This window comes from Bradyrhizobium australafricanum, assembly GCF_020329495.1.
Classification (GTDB): domain Bacteria; phylum Pseudomonadota; class Alphaproteobacteria; order Rhizobiales; family Xanthobacteraceae; genus Bradyrhizobium; species Bradyrhizobium australafricanum.
The window spans coordinates 25,430-43,445 of record NZ_JAGKJL010000027.1 but is presented as its reverse complement, the minus strand read 5'-3'; the positions used below and the strand labels follow the sequence as shown (position 1 = coordinate 43,445).

Sequence of the window (18,016 nt, the reverse complement as noted above, 5' to 3'; positions counted from 1 at the left end):
GCGGCTATGCTCCGTGCGCGGCATGCAATCAACGATGCGAGGCTGAGATGGTCAAAGGTTCCGATTTGCTGGTCGCGGCGCTCGAGAATGAGGGCGTGGAGCGGGTGTTCGGCGTCCCGGGCGAGGAGAATCTCGATGTCGTCGAGAGCCTGCGCAAATCCTCGATCAAACTGATCGTGACCCGCCACGAGCAGGCGGCGGCGTTCATGGCGGCGACCTATGGCCGGCTGACCGGAAAGCCGGGCGTCTGCATGACGACGCTCGGTCCCGGCGCGCTCAACCTGACCACCGGCGCCGCCTACGCGCTGCTCGGCGCGATGCCGATGGTGATGCTGACCGGACAGAAGGGCATCTTGAGCAGCCGGCAGGCCAAGTTCCAGATTGTCGACATCGTCAACACGTTTCGCCCGCTGACCAAATTGTCGCTGCAGATCGTCAGCGGCGCGACCATTCCGACGCTGGTTCGCGACGCCTTCCGAATTGCGACGCAGGAACGGCCGGGGCCGGTGCTACTCGAACTGCCGGAAGATATCGCAGGCGAGGAGATTGCGCCGGTCGAAATGATACCGCCGCATCCGATCGAGATTCCGATCGCGCACGCCGCCGCGCTCGACCGTGCCGCCGACATGATCCTGAAGGCGCAGCGCCCACTGATCATGCTTGGTGCTGCGGCATCGCGTCCGCGTTCGACCGCCGGGATCGGCGACTTCGTGCGGCGCACGAAAATCCCGTTCTTCACGACACAGATGGGCAAGGGCACGGTATCCGGCGGTACCAATCAGTACATGGGAACCGCCGCGCTGAGCGAGCGCGACTATGTGCACGAGGCGATCGACCGCGCCGACCTCATCATCGCGATCGGTCACGACACGGTCGAGAAGCCGCCTTTCATCATGGGCCCGAAGGGGCCGCAGGTGATCCATGTCAGCTACATGCCGGCAACGGTCGAGCAGGTCTATTTCCCGCAATGCGAGGTGATCGGCGACGTCGGTCCGAGCCTCGAATTGCTGGCCGATCGGGTCGAGGGAAAGCTGCCGCATGCCAGCGCGCTGCTCGCCCTCCGCCAAAGCATTCTGGCGAAGATCACCGATCGCGCCACCGAGGGCCGCTGGCCGCCGACGCCGCAGCGCATCGTGCACGATGTGCGGCAGGTCATTCCGGAGGACGGCATCGTCGCGCTCGACAACGGCATGTACAAGATCTGGTTCGCACGCAATTACCGCACGCTGCTCGCGAACTCGCTGCTGCTCGACAACGCGCTCGCGACCATGGGCGCCGGCCTGCCGTCGGCGATGATGGCGGCGATGCTGTATCCGAACAACCGCGTGCTCGCGGTCTGTGGCGATGGCGGCTTCATGATGAACTCGCAGGAGCTCGAGACCGCCGTCCGCCTCAAGCTCAATCTGGTGATCCTGATCCTGGAGGATTCCGCCTACGGCATGATCCGCTGGAAGCAGGCGGTCGACAATTTCCCGGATTTCGGCCTGACCTTCGGCAATCCGGATTTCGTCAAATACGCCGAAAGCTACGGCGCCAAGGGTTCGCGGATCGCGAGCACGGATGCGATCGTTCCGACCCTGGAACGGGCGTTTTCCGGCGGCGGCGTGCATCTTGTCGTGGTGCCGATCGACTATACCGAGAACAAGCGGGTGCTGGTCGACGAATTGCGCGAGAAGGTGCAGCAGATCGATGTGTCGTAGAGCATGATCCGGACCCGAAGGGCCGCGTTAGCGCAAAGTGCGAAGCGGTTTTCCCTCGCGACAAACGCAAAGCGTTTGCGCGGAGATCATGCTCAAACAAGAAGCTGAAGCATTGCTGCGGTGGCCAAGGAACGAAAAGCCCTCGGCTTGATTGAACGTAAGCCGCCATGGTAGCACGCCACTGCATCACCATTGCGCAGATGGTCGGCGATACCAGATCTGAGAGGTCACGTGACTGCACCAAATCCTGCCGCCGGCAAACCCATCGATCCCGCCCAGCTCGCCAATGTGCCGCGGCTGGTCACGGCCTATTTTGCCGGCAAGCCCGACGCTGGCGATCCCGCTCAGCGGGTTGCGTTCGGCACCTCGGGCCATCGCGGCTCGTCGCTGAAGAATTCCTTCAACGAGGACCATATCCTCGCCACCACGCAGGCGATCTGCGATTACCGGCGCGAGAAGGGTCTCACCGGGCCGCTGTTCATCGGCATCGACACCCATGCGCTGGCTGAGCCGGCGCTGGCCAGCGCGGTCGAGGTGTTCGCGGCCAACGGCGTCGAGATCATGATCGACGCGCAGGGCGGCTACACCCCGACGCCGGTGATCTCGCATGCGATTCTGAGCTACAACAAGGGCCGTAGCGCGGGCCTCGCCGACGGCGTCGTCATCACGCCTTCACACAACCCGCCGGAGGACGGCGGCTACAAGTACAATCCACCGCATGGTGGTCCGGCCGACACCGACGTCACCGCCGTGGTCGAGAAGAACGCCAACCGCTACATCGAGGCCGGCCTCAAGGGCGTCGCGCGGCTGTCCTATGATCGCGCGCGCAAGGCGGCGACCACGCATCTGCACGATTATATCACGCCCTATGTCGCCGATCTCGGCAACACCGTCGATCTCGCGCTGATCAAGTCTGCCGGCGTCAAGATCGGCATCGACCCGCTCGGCGGCGCGGCGGTGCACTACTGGCAGCCGATCATCGCGCGCTACGGCATCAACGCGTCAGTCGTCAACGAGGCGGTCGATCCGACCTTCCGCTTCATGACCGCGGACTGGGACGGCAAGATCCGGATGGACTGCTCGTCGCCTTATGCGATGGCGAGCCTGATCGGGATGCGTGACCGTTTCGACGTCGCCTTCGCCAACGACACCGACGCCGACCGCCACGGCATCGTGACCCGCTCGAACGGGCTGATGAACCCGAACCACTTCCTCGCCACCGCGATCGCCTATCTGTTCGCGCACCGGCCGCAATGGAGCAAGGACGCCGCGATCGGCAAGACCATCGTGTCGAGCTCGATCATCGATCGCGTCGCGAAGAAGCTGAACCGCAAGCTGGTCGAGACGCCGGTCGGCTTCAAATGGTTCGTCGATGGGCTCGGCAGCGGCGGCTTCGGCTTTGCCGGTGAGGAGAGCGCGGGCGCATCGTTCCTGAAGCGCGACGGTTCGGTGTGGACTACCGACAAGGACGGCATCATCCTCGGCCTCCTGGCGGCCGAGATCATCGCCAAGACCGGCCGCGATCCGAGCGAATTGTTCGCCGAGCTGACCGCCGAGCTCGGCGTTCCCTATTACGAGCGCATCGATGTGGCGGCGACGCAGAAGCAGAAGAACGCGCTGAAGGCGCTCGGGCCCGATCAGCTCAACATGACGCAGCTCGCCGGCGATGCCGTGCGCGCGGTCAGGACCAAGGCGCCGGGCAACGACCAGCCGTTCGGCGGCATCAAGGTCGAGAGCGAGGCGGGCTGGTTCGCCGCGCGTCCCTCCGGCACCGAGGATGTCTACAAGATCTACGCCGAAAGCTTCCGCGGGCCGGATCATCTGAAGCAGATCCAGGGCGACGCGCAGGCCGCGATCGCCAAGGTGTTCTGAAAGGCGCGAGCCGGGCGGACCTCATGCGAATATTGTTGACCGGCTCCTCCGGCTGGCTCGGCCGTTTCCTCGCGCCGCGGCTTCGACAGGCCGGCCATGATGTGGTCGGCCTCGACGTCGTCCCGGGCGAGGCGACCGATGTCACAGGCTCGGTAGCCGAACGATCGGTGGTCGAGCGCGTGTTCGTGGATTACGGCATCGAGGCCGTGATCCATGGCGGCGCGCTGCACAAGCCCGATATCGCGCGATTCGGGCCGCAGGCCTTTGTCGACGTCAACGTGTCAGGCGCGCTTAACCTGCTGCAGGCAGCAGTGGCTGCCGGCCACGACCGTTTCGTCTTCACCTCGACGACCTCGCTGATGATTTCGCAGGCGATCCGCGACGAGGAAGGCCATGCTGCGGTATGGCTCGACGAGACGACAGGACCGCTCGAGCCGCGCAACATTTACGGAGTGACAAAACTTGCCGCTGAAGGGCTGTGCCGTCTGTACAGCCGCGAGCACGGGCTGAACTGCGCGGTGCTGCGCACCAGCCGCTTCTTCCCCGAGGATGACGATACCATCCGCGACATCCATGGCGAGAACCTGAAGGCGACCGAGCTGCTCTACCGTCGCCTTACCGTCGAGGATGCCGCCGATGCCCATGTCGTGGCGCTGGACAAGATCCGCGGCTTCGAGGTCTTCGTGATCAGCGCGCCGACGCCGTTTGCGCGCAGCGATGTCGCCGACCTGAAGACCGACGCGGCCGAGGTGATCGCGCGCACCTTCCCCGATGCGCCGGCGCTGTTCGCGCGGCGTGGCTGGCGCCTGCCGAAATCGATCGGCCGGATCTACGACGCGAGCAAGGCCGAACGGCTGCTCGGCTTCCGCGCCGGCACGGATTTCGGAGCGGTGCTCGGCGCCTTGCGCAGCGGCGCGCCGCTTCCCTTTGCGCACGATCCCGATTATGTCTCGCCGTCAACGAGGCTCGCAAATGGCTGATTTCCACGGCGTCTTTCCGTACCTGGTGTCCCCGGTCGACCCCGCCGGCCATGTCCGCACCGAGGTGCTGGGCCGGCTCTGCGACGATCTGGTCAAGGCCGGCGTCCACGGCCTGACGCCGCTCGGTTCGACCGGCGAGTTCGCCTATCTCAACAATGCGCAGCGCATGCAGGTGGTGGCTACCACGATCGAGGCCGCGCAGGGGCGCGTGCCGGTGGTCGCCGGCGTCGCCTCGACCTCGACGGCGGATGCGGTGGCGCAGGCCAAGGCTTACCAGAAGCGCGGCGCGACCGGCATCCTCGCGATCATGGAAGCGTATTTTCCGGTCGGCGACGCGCAGGTCGAAGGCTATTTCCGCGCCATCGCCGACGCCGTCGACATTCCGGTCGTGATCTACACCAATCCGAATTTCCAGCGCTCCGACCTCACGCTCGACGTCATCGCGCGGCTCGCCGGGCATCCGCGCATCGGCTACATCAAGGACGCCTCGACCAACACCGGGCGGCTGCTGTCGATCATGAACCGCTGCGGCGACAGCCTGAAAGTGTTCTCGGCCTCGGCCCATATTCCGGCCGCGGTGATGCTGATCGGCGGCCACGGCTGGATGGCGGGCCCGGCCTGCATCATCCCGCGGCAGAGTGTCGAGCTCTACAATCTGTGCCGCCGCACCCGCTGGGATGAGGCGATGGCCCTGCAGCGCAAGCTGTGGCGCATCAACGAGGCGTTTGCCCGCTTCAACCTCGCCGCTTGCATCAAGGCCGGGCTCGCGAGCCAGGGCTACGACGTCGGCGATCCCGTGCCGCCGCAGGCGCCGCTCACGGCCGAGCAGCGCAAGGTGGTCGAGGCGGCGTTGCGCGATCTGGGCTGAGGCCGTCGGGGGGCTGCGCGGCAAAATGCCGGGCAATCCGCCTTGGCCATGCCGGAAACCTCCGCTTGGTCAGCGCGTTTGTTGCGTGGAGCACACCAATGAATCGGCGTACCGTCCTTGTCCTGGCCGTGATCGCGGCCATTCTGCTGATCTTCGCGGCCGGCAGCATCCGTCAGGCGCCGTGGAGCGGCCCGGCTGCCCGCGCGGTCGCCGAGCGCGGCGCGCTATCGGATGCCGAAAAGGCCAATGTCGAGATCTTCGAGAAGGTCTCGCCGTCGGTCGTGCAGGTGGTGACGCAAACCGCCGCCAATCCGCTGAGCGAGGAGCAGGAGGGCGGCGCGGCGTCGGGCACCGGCATTGTCTGGGACAATGACGGCCACGTCGTCACCAACAACCATGTGGTGCAGAACGCAAGCCAGGTCGCGATCCGCTTTGCCTCCGGCGAAGCGGTACGCGCCGAGATCGTCGGCACGGCGCCGAACTACGACCTAGCCGTGCTGCGCATCCGCAGCGCGCGCAAGCTGCCGCCGTCGTTGGCGCTCGGCAGCTCGTCCGATCTCAAGGTCGGCCAGTTTGCCTATGCGATCGGCAACCCGTTCGGGCTCGATCAATCGATGTCCAGCGGCATCATCAGCGCGCTCAAGCGCCGGCTGCCGACCTCGAGCGGCCGCGAGATCTCCAACGTGATCCAGACCGACACCGCGATCAATCCGGGCAATTCGGGCGGCCCGTTGCTCGATTCTGCCGGGCGGCTGATCGGCGTGACCACGGCGATCCTGTCGCCGTCGGGCTCGAATGCCGGCATCGGCTTCGCGATCCCGGTCGACATCGTCAATCGCGTGGTGCCCGAGCTGATCCGCAACGGTCGCGTGCCGACGCCGGGGATCGGCATCGTGACCGCGAATGAGGCGGTCGCCACGCGTATCGGTGCCGAAGGATTGATCGTGGTGCGCACGACACCGGGGTCGCCGGCCGAGCGCGCCGGGATACGCGGGGTCGACATGTCGACCGGTGAGCTCGGCGACGTGATCACCGCGGTCGACGGCAAGCCGGTCCACCGACTCTCCGATCTGGCCGACCAGCTCGAGCAGATCGGGGTCGGCAAGAAGGTGCGGCTCAGCGTGAACCGCGACGGCTCGGCGCGCGATGTCGAGGTCGCCATCGTCGATATCGGCCGGGCGCAATAATGTCGTCACTGCCCTGACGCGTGCCACCGGATTGTGCTTTCGCGCGCCGCGCGACGAGATGCCTGTCCTCCGGCCGGCGCGTGGTTGTCAGGCCGCCAAAATCCGCTAAAACCCCCGCCAAATTCTCTGGAAATTCTTGGAAGCTCGAAGGACCCTCTGATGAACATTCTTCCCGGCAATATGCGTTTTGGTGCGGGCCAGCCAGTCAAGCGTCTGGAAGACCAGCGGCTGGTCACCGGGAAGGGGCATTTCATCGACGACAAGCCGCAGGACGGTGCGCTCTGGCTGCACGTGCTGCGCTCGCCGCACGCCCACGCCAACATCAAGGCGATCGACGCCAGGGCGGCGCTGGAGATGCCGGGCGTCAAGGCCGTCTATACCGGCGCCGACCTCGTCAAGGACGATATCGGCACGCTGCCGACGCTTGCGATCTTCAAGCGGCCCGACGGCTCGCCGATGACCGTGCCGCCACGGCGCCTGCTGGCGCATGATGTGGTGCGTTACGCGGGCGAGGGCGTCGCGGCCGTGGTCGCGACCTCGCGGGTGCTGGCGCAGACCGCGGCCGAGGCGATCGAGATCGATTACGAGGTGCTGCCCTCGGTGGTCGATCCGGTCGATGCGATCAAGCCGGGCGCGCCGGCGGTCTGGCCGGAGGCGCCCGACAACATCGTGGCCGCGATGAGCTATGGCGATGCCGCCAAGGTGGAGGAAGCCTTCGCCAATGCCGCGCACAAGGTGTCGCTCGACCTGGTCAGCCAGCGCCTGGTGCCGTCGGCGATGGAGCCGCGCTCGACCATTGCCGAGATCGAGAAGAAGACCGGACGGCTGATCCTCCACGTGCAGTCGCAGACTCCGGGTTCGACCCGCGACCTCTTGGCGGAATCGATCCTGAAGCGGCCGAAGGACAGCGTGCGCGTGCTGGTCGGCGACATCGGCGGCGGCTTCGGCCAGAAGACCAGCCTGTATCCGGAAGACGGCATCGTCGCCTATGCCGCGACCAAGCTGAACGAGAAGATCCGCTGGCGCGGCGACCGCACCGACGAGTTCGTCGGCGGCACCCATGGCCGCGACCTGACCTCGACCGGCGAGTTCGCGCTCGACGCCAAGGGCCGCGTGCTGGCCTACCGGGTGCGCTCGATCGGCGGCACCGGCGCCTATTCGTCGGGCACCGCCAACATCATCCCGCTGGTGCTCGGACCGTTCGTGCAGACCGGCGTCTACGACCTGCCGCTGGTGCATTTCGAGGTGAAGTCGGTGATGACCCACACCGCGCCGGTCGGCGCCTATCGCGGCGCCGGCAGGCCCGAGGCGGTGTTCATCGTCGAGCGGCTGTTCGACGCCGCCGCGCGCCAGATCGGCATGGATCCGCGCACCATCCGCAAGGTCAACTACATCAAGCCGGCGCAGCTGCCCTACACCAACGCGGTCGGGCAGGTGTACGATTCCGGTGCCTTTGCGCACATGCTGGAGCGCGCGTCTGATTTGGCCGACTGGAACGGCTTTGCCGCGCGCAAGAAGGCGGCGAAGAAGAAGGGCCTGCTCTACGGCCGCGGCCTGACCAGCTACATCGAGTGGACCGGCGGCCGCGCCCACACCGAGAACGTCTCGCTGCACGCGACCGCCGAGGGCCGCGTCATCCTGCATTCCGGCACGATGGCGATGGGGCAGGGCCTCGCCACCACCTACACCCAGATGATCGCTGATACGCTCGGCATCGCGATGGACAAGATCGACGTGATCCAGGGCGACACGGACCTCGCCACCGGCTTCGGCAGCGTCGGCTCGCGTTCGCTGTTCGTCGGCGGCACCGCGGTTGCGGTCTCCAGCAACGACATGATCAACAAGGCGCGTGACAAGGCCTCCAATTTGCTGGAAGCCTCCGTCGAGGACATCGAGTATCGCGACGGCTTCCTCACCGTGGTCGGCACCGACAGGCGCATCAGCCTGTTCGAGATCGCGGCCAAGGAGAACGGCGCAAAGCTCTCGGTCGAGAGCGAGGGCAATGTCAACGGACCGAGCTGGCCGAACGGCACCCATATCTGCGAGGTCGAGATCGATCCGGAGACCGGCGTCACGCGGGTGGTGCGCTACACCACGGTCGACGACGTCGGCGTCGCGGTCAATCCGATGCTGGTGACGGGGCAGGTGCATGGCGGCGTTGTCCAGGGCATCGGCCAGGCGTTGTACGAAGGCGTGGCATACAGCGAGGAAGGCCAGCTGCTGACCGCGAGCTATCAGGACTATTGCATCCCGCGCGCGGATGACATTCCGCCGATCACGGTGACGCTCGATGGCTCGGCGCCGTGCAAGACCAATCCGCTGGGTGCCAAGGGCTGCGGCGAGTCCGGCGCGATCGGCGGGCCGCCCTGCATCACCAACGGCGTGATGGATGCGCTGAGCGAGGTCGGGATCACCCAGCTGAACACGCCGCTGACGCCGTCGAAGATTTGGCAGGCGATCCGCGACGCCAAGGTGACGGCCGCTTAGCCGTCATTCCGGGGCCACGCGCCAGCGCGAACCCGGAATCTCGCGCCACAACTTCGAGGTTCCGGGTTCATCGCTTTGCGATGCCCCGGAACGACGGGGCTACAGCCCCAGCACCATCTTCGCGATGATGTCGCGCTGGATCTCGGACGATCCGCCGAAGATCGTATAGGCGCGGCCGTTGAGATATTCCGGCACCACCGGCAGCAGTTCTTCGGGGATCGCCGGCTCGCGGTTGAGCCGGTAGAACGGCCGCGCCGGCTCGACGGCAAGCCCGTCCTGGCCGATCACGTCGACGCCGAGCCGCGTCACCGCTTGGCGGATCTCGCTGACCCTGAGCTTGATCAGCGACGACACCGCGCCGGGATTTTGTCCGGTCTGCAGCGCCGACAGCACCCTGAGCTCGGTCATCTCGAGCGCGTCGATATCGACCTCGACCTCCGACATCCGGATCGCGATGTCGGGATCCTCGATGGCGCGGCCGGTGACGTCGGAGCCAGCGAGATCGGAGATCGTCTTCAGCGCTTCGCGCAGCTTGGCCGACGCGATGCCGGAGCCGCGCTCGAATTCCAGCAGATATTTGCCGTAGGTCCAGCCCTTGCCTTCCTCGCCGACGCGGTTGGCGACGGGCACACGGACGTCGTCGAAGAACACCTGGTTGACCTCGTGGTCGCCGCCGATCGTCAGAATCGGGCGCGTGGTGATCCCCGGCGTCTTCATGTCGATCAGGATAAAGCTAATGCCGTCCTGCTGCCGCTCGCCGTCATTGGTGCGCACCAGCGCGAACATGCGGTTGGCGTGGTGCGCATGCGTGGTCCAGATCTTGGTGCCGTTGATGATGTAGTCGTCGCCGTCGCGCACCGCGCGGGTCTTCAGCGAGGCGAGGTCAGAGCCCGAGCCCGGCTCGGAATAGCCCTGGCACCAGTAATCCTCGCCGGAGAGAATCCGCGGCAGGTAGAAGTTCTGCTGCTCGGGCGAGCCGAACCCGATGATGACTGGGCCGACCATCTTCACGCCCATCACGTTGACATTGGGCACGCCCGCGCGGGCGCACTCGGCCTCGAAGATCCAGCGCTGTGCCGGCGTCCAGTCCGGTCCGCCATGTTCCACCGGCCAGCCCGGCGCACCCCAGCCCTTCTTGTGCAGCGCGCGCTGCCACGCCATGCCGATGTCGGGGTCGGAGAACACCGACGGCGTCAGCGCGGTGGCGCGCTTCATCTCCGGCGTCAGGCTCCCGGCAATGAAATCGCGGACTTCCTGCTCGAAAGCGCGTTCCTCGGCGCTGAAGGTGAGATCCATGGTGCGCTCTCCGTTAGGCGTGGGCGCGGCCGCTCAACGCGGCGTGGCGGCGATAATGATGGGCGCTGTTGCCGAACAGCGTATCGAACGCGAGCAGCCGCTTGAAATAGGCGCCGATGTCGAGCTCCTCAGTGACGCCCATCGCGCCGTGCAGCTGCACCGCCTGTTCGGTGACGAAGCGCGCGCATTTGCCGATCTTCGCCTTGGCGCCGGACGCCGCACGGCTGCGGGCCACGGGTTCGGCATTGGCCATCAGCGCGGCGCGCAGCGCCATCGAGCGCGCCTCGTCGACCTGCATCGCCACGTCGGCGAGGCGATGGCGGATCACCTGGTTGGCTGATAGCGGCCGGCCGAACTGTTTGCGGATCTTGGTATATTCGAGCGTGGTGTCGAGCAGCGTCTGCATGATGCCGACCGCCTCCGCGCCGAGCGCGGCCATCGCGCGGTCGACCACGGTTTCGATCGCGGGTAGCGCATCGCTGCTGTCGCCGAGCAGCGCATCGGCCGGCAATTGCACATCCCTGAGATCGAGATTGCAGCCGCGCCCGCCGCCGAGCCGCGCGTAATCGCGCAGCGTGAGTCCGGGCGTCCCCGCCGGCACCAGGAACAGGACAAGCTTGCCGGATGCACCATTGGCGTTGGCGATACGGGCCGAGACGATGATCTGGTCGGCTGCCGCGCCGTCGAGTACGGCGATCTTGCTGCCGTTCAGGCGCCAGCCGTCGGCGGTCTTGCTGGCCGTGGTGTCGACATGGGCGAGATCGAAGCGCGCGGCGCGCTCGGAATGCGCGAAGGCGAGCGTAAGCTTGCCCTCGGCAACAGCAGGCGGGATCGCCTGCTTTTGCGCCTCGGTGCCGCACTCGGCGACCAGCGCGGCGCCGATCACGACCGTGGAGAGGAACGGCTCGGACACCAGTCCGCGGCCGAACGCTTCCATCAACAGTCCGATCTCGATCGCGCCGCCGCCGAGCCCGCCATGGGCTTCACTGATCGGCAGCGCCAGCCAGCCGAGCTCGGCGAACTGTTTCCAGATCGCGGGCGAATAGCCCAGCGGATCGTTCGCCGCCTTCCTGCGATGCTCGGGGCTAAAGGTTTCCGCCACGAAGCGGTCGGCACTTTCGCGCAGCAGGCGCTGCTCGTCGCTGAGGGTGAGGTCCATCTGGCTGACTACACGTTGGCGGCTTTCTTGACGGAGGGATGCAGACCCGCGGGGTCCACCACCATGCCGAATTCCTGAAGGTTGTGGGCGTGGCAGAGCTGATGCAGCGCGAAGGCCTGATCGATCGCGGCTGGCTGTCCCATGATGTCGATGGAGCGGTTCACCGCCTCCTTGGAAAGCTTCAGCGCAAAGGCGGGCTTTGCAGCGATCCGCCGCGCCAGCGCCAGCGTGAAGGACGAGAGATCGCCGCGCGGCACCACGTGATTGACCATGCCGAGGCGATGCGCCTCGTCGGCACTCCAGACATCGGCGGTGAACAGCATCTCCTTGGCCTTGCGCGCGCCGAGCTCCCAGGGATGCACGAACCACTCGACGCCGCATACGCCCATCGTCACCACGGGATCGCAGAACTCGGCATCGTTGCTGGCAACGATCAGGTCGCAGGCCCAGGCCAGCATCAACCCGCCGGCAATGCACTTGCCGTGCACCTCGGCGATCGTCGGTTTCGCCAGATTGCGCCAGCGCCTTGTGATCTGCAGGTAGATCTCCTGCTCGCGCGCGAAGCGGCCATGGGCGTTCGGCTCGGCGAAGCCGCCCCAATTTCCGATTGGCGGGAAATCGGCACCGGCCTGGTTCTTGGCCCCTGGCCGCAGATCGTGACCGGCCGAGAAATGCGGGCCGTTGCCGGCGAGGATGATGACCTTGACCGCGTCGTCCTGCACCGCTCGGTCGAAGGCGGCGTTGAGGTCGTAGGTCATTTGCAGGTTCTGGGCGTTGCGGGCCTCGGGGCGGTTCATCACGATCCGCGCAATCGCGGGCTCGGGCCGTTCGACAACAATCGTCTCGAATTGTTCAGACGCCAATGGATCCTCCCGCGATCGATTTTTTCGCCATGATGAACGGCGCGGGCAAGGATAGGCAAGCGTCATCATCCGCAAAAGAAGCCGCGAAATCCGCCGCACGGGATTATCCGGCGAAAATCTGTTACGCTGACGCAGAATCCACCCGGGGAGGACCATCTTCATGCGCAAGCTTTGGACCGTGCTCGCAGCGCTGGCGACATTGAGCCTGACCAACTGCGGCTACAACGCGATCCAGACCAGTGACGAGCAGGTCAAGTCGAGCTGGTCGGAGGTGGTGAACCAGTACCAGCGGCGCGCCGATCTCGTGCCCAACCTGGTCAACTCCGTGAAGGGCTTTGCGCAGCAGGAGAAGGACGTGCTGCTCGGCGTCACCAACGCGCGCGCCAAGGTCGGCAGCATCCAGGCAACGCCCGAGGTGCTCAACGACCCGGCCGCGTTCCAGAAGTTCACACAGGCGCAGGGAGAATTGACCAGCGCGCTGTCGCGGCTGCTGGTCGTCACCGAAAATTATCCGCAGCTGAAATCGGACGCGCTGTTCCGCGACCTGATGGCGCAGCTCGAGGGCACCGAGAACCGCATCACGGTAGCGCGCAATCGCTACATCAAGGCAGTGCAGGACTACAATGTCGGCATCCGCACCTTCCCGAACAATCTGACCGCGATGGCGTTCGGCTACAAGGAGAAGCCCAACTTCACGGTCGACAATGAAAAGGAAATATCGACCGCGCCGAAGGTCGATTTCAATAATCCGTCGCCGGCCCCGGCGCCGTCGAAATAACGCCGGCGCGCGCGCATCGCGATGGCCGCCGCACGCGTCATCCTGCTCGCCTTCCTGCTGGGCTTCGTGTGCCCGGCATGGGCCGAGGTCGCGGTGCCTCCGCTCACCGGCCGCGTCGTCGACCAGACCGGGACGCTTTCCGCGAGCGATGTCGCGACACTGACCGAGCGGCTGAAGGATCTGGAGGCCCGCAAGGGGAGCCAGATCGCGGTCCTGATCGTGCCGACCACGGGCGAGGAAACCATCGAGCAGTTCTCGATCCGCGTGGCCGAGGCGTGGAAGATCGGACGCAAGAAGGTGGACGACGGTGCGCTCCTTGTCGTCGCCAAGAACGACCGGCACTTGCGCATCGAGGTCGGCTATGGCCTCGAAGGCGTGCTGAGCGATGCCGTCACCCATCGCATCATCGACGAAGACATCACGCCGAAATTCAAGGCCGGCGATTTCGCCGGCGGCATCTCGGCCGGCGTCGACCGGATGATCCGCCTGATCAATGGCGAGCAATTGCCGGCGCCGGAGCCCGAGCATTGGCAAGGGCCGAACCTGGTCGACTTCGCCAATCCGGTGACGATCTTTATCGTCATCATCGTGGCCGGCGTATTGCGCGGGATACTGGGGCGGTTGTTGGGCTCGGTCGCGACCGGCGGTGTCGTCGGCGTCTTCACCTGGATGGTAGCCGGCTCGCTCGCCACGGCGCTGGTGGTCGGCCTGTTCGCCGCCGTCGCGGCGCTGATCTTCGGCGGATTGAACTTCGGCGGTCCGACGGCAGGCTCGGGACCGTACCGGCGCGGCGGCGGTTATTCCGGCGGCTGGTCCGGCGGCGGGGGCTGGAGCAGCGGCTCGAGCTCGAGCGATAGCGGCGGCTTCAGCGGCGGAGGCGGCAGCTTCGGCGGCGGCGGCGCCTCGGGGAGCTGGTAGGCATGGGCATCAAGCGCATCGGCAAGCATCTGCTCGAACACCGCTGGCGGGTGCGGCGTGATTTTCCGCCGCGCGTGCTCGACGCCATCGAGCGGGCGATCAAGGCCGGCGAGGCCACTCATTCCGGCCAGATCCGTTTCGTCGTCGAGGGCGCGCTCGACGGTGTGCCGCTGTTCCGCAATCAGCCTGCACGGGAGCGTGCGCTCGACGTGTTCTCGCATTTGCGGATCTGGGACACCGATCACAACAATGGCGTTCTGATCTATCTGTTGCTCGCCGACCGCGACGTCGAGATCGTCGCCGACCGCGGCATCGACGCGAAGGTCGGCCATGCCGGCTGGGAGGCGATCTGCCGCACGATGGAAACGGACTTTCGGGCCGGCCGGTTCGAGCAGGGCGTGATCAAGGGGATCGAGGCGGTGTCGCGCGAGCTGGCAAAGCATTTCCCGCCTCCCGCCGGCCCGAATGAGCTGCCGGACAAGCCGGTGGTGATTTAGGGACCGAGTGGTCGGGTGCTCTTCATCCTCCCCTGGAGGGGGAGGATCGACGCGAATGCAATGAGCGGCGAGGTGGGGTGAAGGTCTCTCCGCGTGAACGCTACCCGAGGGGAGAGATCACCCCACCTCGGTTCGCATTGCGCTACGCTTCATGCGAACCGATCCTCCCCCTCGAGGGGAGGATAAGACGACCGCCTTTTACGCCTTCACCGATGGCCGCGCGCCGACGCGGTTGAACCAGGCGACGATGTTGGCGTTCGACTGGTCCAGCGGCTGGCCGACCTGGTTGCCGAAATCGAGCCAGCAATAGAGCAGCATGTCGGCGAGCGTGAAGCGCTTGCCGCAGATGTAGTCGCGGCCGTCGGCCATCTGGTCATTCAGCCATTTGATGCGGTTGGCGGCGATCATCTTCAGGCCGGGCGAGGCTTCGGGCGCAACGGGAATGCGCTTCTCGAAGAATTTCAGCGCTTCGCCGAAGCGGTAGCCGTTGGCGAGCGGCTCGGCGATGTTGAGATCGACGCGGCGCGTCCACATCCGGCATTCCGCGCGCTCTTCCGGCGTGGTGCCGATCATCGCGGGCGAGGGGTGCTTCTCCTCGAGATATTCGCAGATCGCCGTGATCTCAGAGAGGTAGTTGCCGCAGTCGAGCTCGAGCGCCGGCATCTGGCCGTGCGGATTGCGCTTCAGGTGTTCCGTCTCGCGGTTCTCGCCCTTGCGCAGGTCGACGGCCTGTTTGGGTATCTCGATGCCCTTCTCCGCCATGAACATGCGCACGATGCGCGGATTGGGTCCGATCGAGTCGTAAAGCTTCATGATCCTCGCTCCCTGTTTCTTCAACGTTGTTGTTGCCGCTGTTGAACAGGCCGGGCGCGGATTTGTCAAATGTGAAGGCGCTCGGTCGCCCGAACGTCATTGCGACCCGTTGGCTCGCAACGACGGGGAGGAACTGAGCTCAATCGTCGAGCTTGTTGAGGTCGCGCACCGACTGCATGATCGGCTCGAAATTCGAGCGCGCATCGAGTGCATCGAACAGTTGCGCGGTGTCCTCGAGCAGGCCGTGCGAGCGCTGCAGCGCGATCCGCACATCGTCCTGCGGCGTGTCGGACAGCCGGCCATGTCCCGACAGCAGGATCTTCGAGTTGAGGCCCTTCAGCCGCTCCAGCGACTGGATATAGTCGGCGATCGAGCCGGAGCCGAACACGCCGCCCATCACGCCGCCGGGCATCAGCGTGTCGGCGGCGAACAGCAGGCCCTTGTCCTGGTCGAACAGCGTGATGCAGGCCGAGGTGTGGCCGGGGGTGTACATCACGTTGAGGCGAAAATTGCCGAGGTCGATCAGGTTGCCTTCCTCGAGCCAGATGTCGATATCGATCGGCACGTTCGGCTCGTTGAACATCTTGCGCAGCATCGAGAAATCGTCGCGCAGCATGATCTTGTTGGCGGCGAGCCGGTGCGCGGCGACGTAGGCGCTGCCGTGGAAATGGTACGCCGCGCCGATGTGGTCGAGATGCTCATGGCTCAGCACCACCATGTCGATCATCTCGGGCGTCACCCCGAGATGGTTGAGACAGGCGACGAGCGACGGATAATTGCTCGACAGTCCGACGTCGATCATGATGGTCCGCTTGCTGCCGCGCACCAGATAGGCGTTCGCCGCACGGTTCTTGAAGCGGATCTGATAGACGTCGTCGGCGGCCTGGATCAGCGTTGCGACCTCGGCGTCGAACAGCGTCTTGAACGGGCTTGGCTTGCGGTCGCTCATGGGGTTGCCGCCGTCCGGTAAGTGACCGCGTTGGATGCGCGCAGGCGCTTCGAGAGCGCATCCATCACCATCAGCGCGAACGCCGGCTGCTGGCTGACCAGATAGACGAAGCGGGCGTGGTTGATCCGCATCACCCGCGTTGCGGGCGCGGAGGCGATGGCGGTCGCCGAGCGCGCCGAGCCGTCGATCACGGCCATCTCGCCGAAGAACTCGCCCTTGCCGAGGCTGACGATAACAGTCTTGTTTCCGCGATCGATCTTGGCGATGTCGACCTTGCCGTCGAGCACGACAAACAGCTCGCGGCCGGTCGAGCCTTCCTCAAAGATGACGTCATCGACACCAAATTCCTTGATGCATTTCTCGATCGTCATGGCGCTCTCCTGCCTTCTGGCTGGAAGATGACGGTATGTTAATCGGGAAAGCGCCGCGCGCAAACGGAAGCGGCGCAGATTGCCGCAGGGCAGCATCGCCCAAATCCGGCCCGGAAAACTCCCTAAAATTTAGGTAATGGCGGAGCGGGGTAACCATTTCGCAAGCAATAAAAGTTACCGAATTGTCAACCTAGTCTGGAGACTTTGAACGTGAGTGAGCAGCAGAGCGAGCCGGTCAGCGGTCAAACCGGCGCCGAAATGGCGGCGAAAAGCGAGCCCGTGATGGCCGCGACCGGTGTCGAAGCTCCCCGGCTTGCGCCCGAGCAGGAAGAGACGTCGCCAAAGGCGGACGCGCCCCGGATGGACGCGCCCAAGGTGGAACCCTCGAAGGTTGAGCCGCCCAAGATCGACCCCAAGATCGAGTCCATGATCGAGCCGAAGGTCGAGGCCAAGGTCGAGCCGACCAATATGGACGTGCCCAAGGTCGAGACCGGCAAGCGGGAAGAGCCGCATTTTCCGGGCAAGCTGATGATCATGGCGCCGGGTGACCGCACCTGGGACCATGAGGCGACGGCATCCAGGCCAGGTGCCGAACAGGCGGCCAAGGCGGCGGGCAAGCCGGCCGGCACGCGCCGGATCGGCGCGATGGCCGCGGTGCTCGCGCTGGCGACCGTGGCCGGCGCCATCGGCGGTGCGCTCGCGACCGCGGGGCTCGGCCATCTCGCCGCCCCCGCCGCTGCTTCCGTCAGGGATGTGGCTGCCAAGGACGCCGCCGCCAACAAGGAAGCGGCCGATGCCGCGCTCGCCCGGATCGAATCCGAGGTCGCCGCGCTGAAGGCCAGCGTCGAGCAGACCGCCAGGGCCGGCCAGACCCAGTTCAGCAAGGCCAGCGACCGGATCGAGAAGGTCGAGAAGGCCCAGGCCGAGCCGATGGCCAAGCTCAACAAGCTCAGCGAGGCGGTCGACAAGCTCCGCGCCGCGCCGCAGACCACCGTCGCCGCGGCGACGCCCGCCCGCGAGGTCACGGGCTCGATCACCCCGGCGACTGCCGCGGCGGCGCCGGCCGCCCCCAGGCCAGAGGTCGGCCGCCTGCCGGTGGTCGACGGCTGGTCGCTGCGCGACGTCGGCAATGGCGGCGCGCTGATCGAAGGCCGCAGCGGCATCTACGAGGTTTACGCGGGCGACCCCGTCCCGGGCCTGGGCCGCGTCGATGCCATCCGCAAGCAGGACGGCCGTTGGGTGGTCGTCACCAGCAAGGGCCTGATCGTTTCGCGCTGA

16 protein-coding genes are annotated in these 18,016 nt (G+C 65.9%); 10 read left to right on the top strand and 6 right to left on the bottom strand.

All coding sequences use genetic code 11. The annotated features are described in order from the left end of the window. Positions 1–47: 47 nt before the first annotated feature. The 6 genes from J6525_RS23560 (at position 48) to J6525_RS23535 (ending at position 9,094) form a co-directional block, all read left to right on the top strand. The gene (locus J6525_RS23560) at positions 48–1,700 is read left to right on the top strand and encodes an acetolactate synthase large subunit (protein WP_225646496.1); all 1,653 of its coding nucleotides are present in this window, start codon (positions 48–50) and stop codon (positions 1,698–1,700) included. A 231-nt stretch (positions 1,701–1,931) separates the two neighbouring features. Beyond that, a complete protein-coding gene (gene pgm / locus J6525_RS23555; RefSeq protein ID WP_225646495.1) occupies positions 1,932–3,572 on the top strand; it encodes a phosphoglucomutase (alpha-D-glucose-1,6-bisphosphate-dependent) in 1,641 nt (546 codons plus the stop codon). 23 nt (positions 3,573–3,595) lie between these two features. Beyond that, positions 3,596–4,552 (top strand): NAD-dependent epimerase/dehydratase family protein, encoded by a 957-nt coding sequence (locus J6525_RS23550; protein ID WP_225646494.1) that lies wholly within the window; start codon positions 3,596–3,598, stop codon positions 4,550–4,552. Continuing rightward, the gene (locus J6525_RS23545; RefSeq protein ID WP_225646493.1) at positions 4,545–5,420 is read left to right on the top strand and encodes a dihydrodipicolinate synthase family protein; all 876 of its coding nucleotides are present in this window, start codon (positions 4,545–4,547) and stop codon (positions 5,418–5,420) included. Before J6525_RS23550 ends, J6525_RS23545 begins: the two co-directional genes overlap by 8 nt. A gap of 98 nt (positions 5,421–5,518) precedes the next feature. After that, the gene (locus J6525_RS23540; protein WP_225646492.1) at positions 5,519–6,607 is read left to right on the top strand and encodes a S1C family serine protease; all 1,089 of its coding nucleotides are present in this window, start codon (positions 5,519–5,521) and stop codon (positions 6,605–6,607) included. Positions 6,608–6,766: 159 nt separating this feature from the next. Beyond that, positions 6,767–9,094, top strand: coding sequence for a xanthine dehydrogenase family protein molybdopterin-binding subunit (locus J6525_RS23535; RefSeq protein WP_225646491.1), 2,328 nt, complete (start codon positions 6,767–6,769; stop codon positions 9,092–9,094). A 99-nt stretch (positions 9,095–9,193) separates the two neighbouring features. Here J6525_RS23535 and J6525_RS23530 read toward each other — a convergent pair whose 3' ends face one another. The 3 genes from J6525_RS23530 to J6525_RS23520 are packed head-to-tail and all read right to left on the bottom strand — an operon-like array spanning position 9,194 to position 12,412. Next, on the bottom strand, positions 9,194–10,390 hold the full coding sequence (locus J6525_RS23530) for an acyl-CoA dehydrogenase family protein (protein WP_225646490.1): 1,197 nt from the start codon (positions 10,388–10,390) through the stop codon (positions 9,194–9,196). 13 nt (positions 10,391–10,403) lie between these two features. Beyond that, complete coding sequence (locus tag J6525_RS23525; protein WP_225646489.1) at positions 10,404–11,549, bottom strand: acyl-CoA dehydrogenase family protein; 1,146 nt, start codon at positions 11,547–11,549, stop codon at positions 10,404–10,406. A gap of 8 nt (positions 11,550–11,557) precedes the next feature. Then, complete coding sequence (locus J6525_RS23520) at positions 11,558–12,412, bottom strand: enoyl-CoA hydratase (RefSeq protein WP_225646488.1); 855 nt, start codon at positions 12,410–12,412, stop codon at positions 11,558–11,560. A 160-nt stretch (positions 12,413–12,572) separates the two neighbouring features. Here J6525_RS23520 and J6525_RS23515 point away from each other — a divergent pair, with 160 nt between their 5' ends. The 3 genes from J6525_RS23515 to J6525_RS23505 are packed head-to-tail and all read left to right on the top strand — an operon-like array spanning position 12,573 to position 14,605. Beyond that, positions 12,573–13,190 (top strand): LemA family protein, encoded by a 618-nt coding sequence (locus J6525_RS23515; protein ID WP_028334935.1) that lies wholly within the window; start codon positions 12,573–12,575, stop codon positions 13,188–13,190. Positions 13,191–13,211: 21 nt separating this feature from the next. Further along, positions 13,212–14,108: a TPM domain-containing protein gene (locus J6525_RS23510; RefSeq protein ID WP_225646487.1), complete on the top strand. Its 897-nt coding sequence runs from the start codon at positions 13,212–13,214 to the stop codon at positions 14,106–14,108. Between the two features lie 2 nt (positions 14,109–14,110). Continuing rightward, positions 14,111–14,605: a TPM domain-containing protein gene (locus J6525_RS23505; RefSeq protein WP_057019261.1), complete on the top strand. Its 495-nt coding sequence runs from the start codon at positions 14,111–14,113 to the stop codon at positions 14,603–14,605. A gap of 198 nt (positions 14,606–14,803) precedes the next feature. On the opposite strand, the gene J6525_RS23500 is transcribed toward J6525_RS23505, so the two are convergent. The 3 genes from J6525_RS23500 to J6525_RS23490 form a co-directional block, all read right to left on the bottom strand. Next, on the bottom strand, positions 14,804–15,418 hold the full coding sequence (locus J6525_RS23500) for a glutathione S-transferase family protein (protein WP_225646486.1): 615 nt from the start codon (positions 15,416–15,418) through the stop codon (positions 14,804–14,806). 139 nt (positions 15,419–15,557) lie between these two features. Next, complete coding sequence (locus tag J6525_RS23495; protein WP_225646485.1) at positions 15,558–16,367, bottom strand: MBL fold metallo-hydrolase; 810 nt, start codon at positions 16,365–16,367, stop codon at positions 15,558–15,560. After that, positions 16,364–16,738: a Crp/Fnr family transcriptional regulator gene (locus J6525_RS23490; protein ID WP_018273297.1), complete on the bottom strand. Its 375-nt coding sequence runs from the start codon at positions 16,736–16,738 to the stop codon at positions 16,364–16,366. Before J6525_RS23490 ends, J6525_RS23495 begins: the two co-directional genes overlap by 4 nt. A gap of 204 nt (positions 16,739–16,942) precedes the next feature. Between J6525_RS23490 and J6525_RS23485 the strand changes: the two genes are divergently transcribed. Further along, on the top strand, positions 16,943–18,016 hold the full coding sequence (locus J6525_RS23485; protein ID WP_225646484.1) for a hypothetical protein: 1,074 nt from the start codon (positions 16,943–16,945) through the stop codon (positions 18,014–18,016).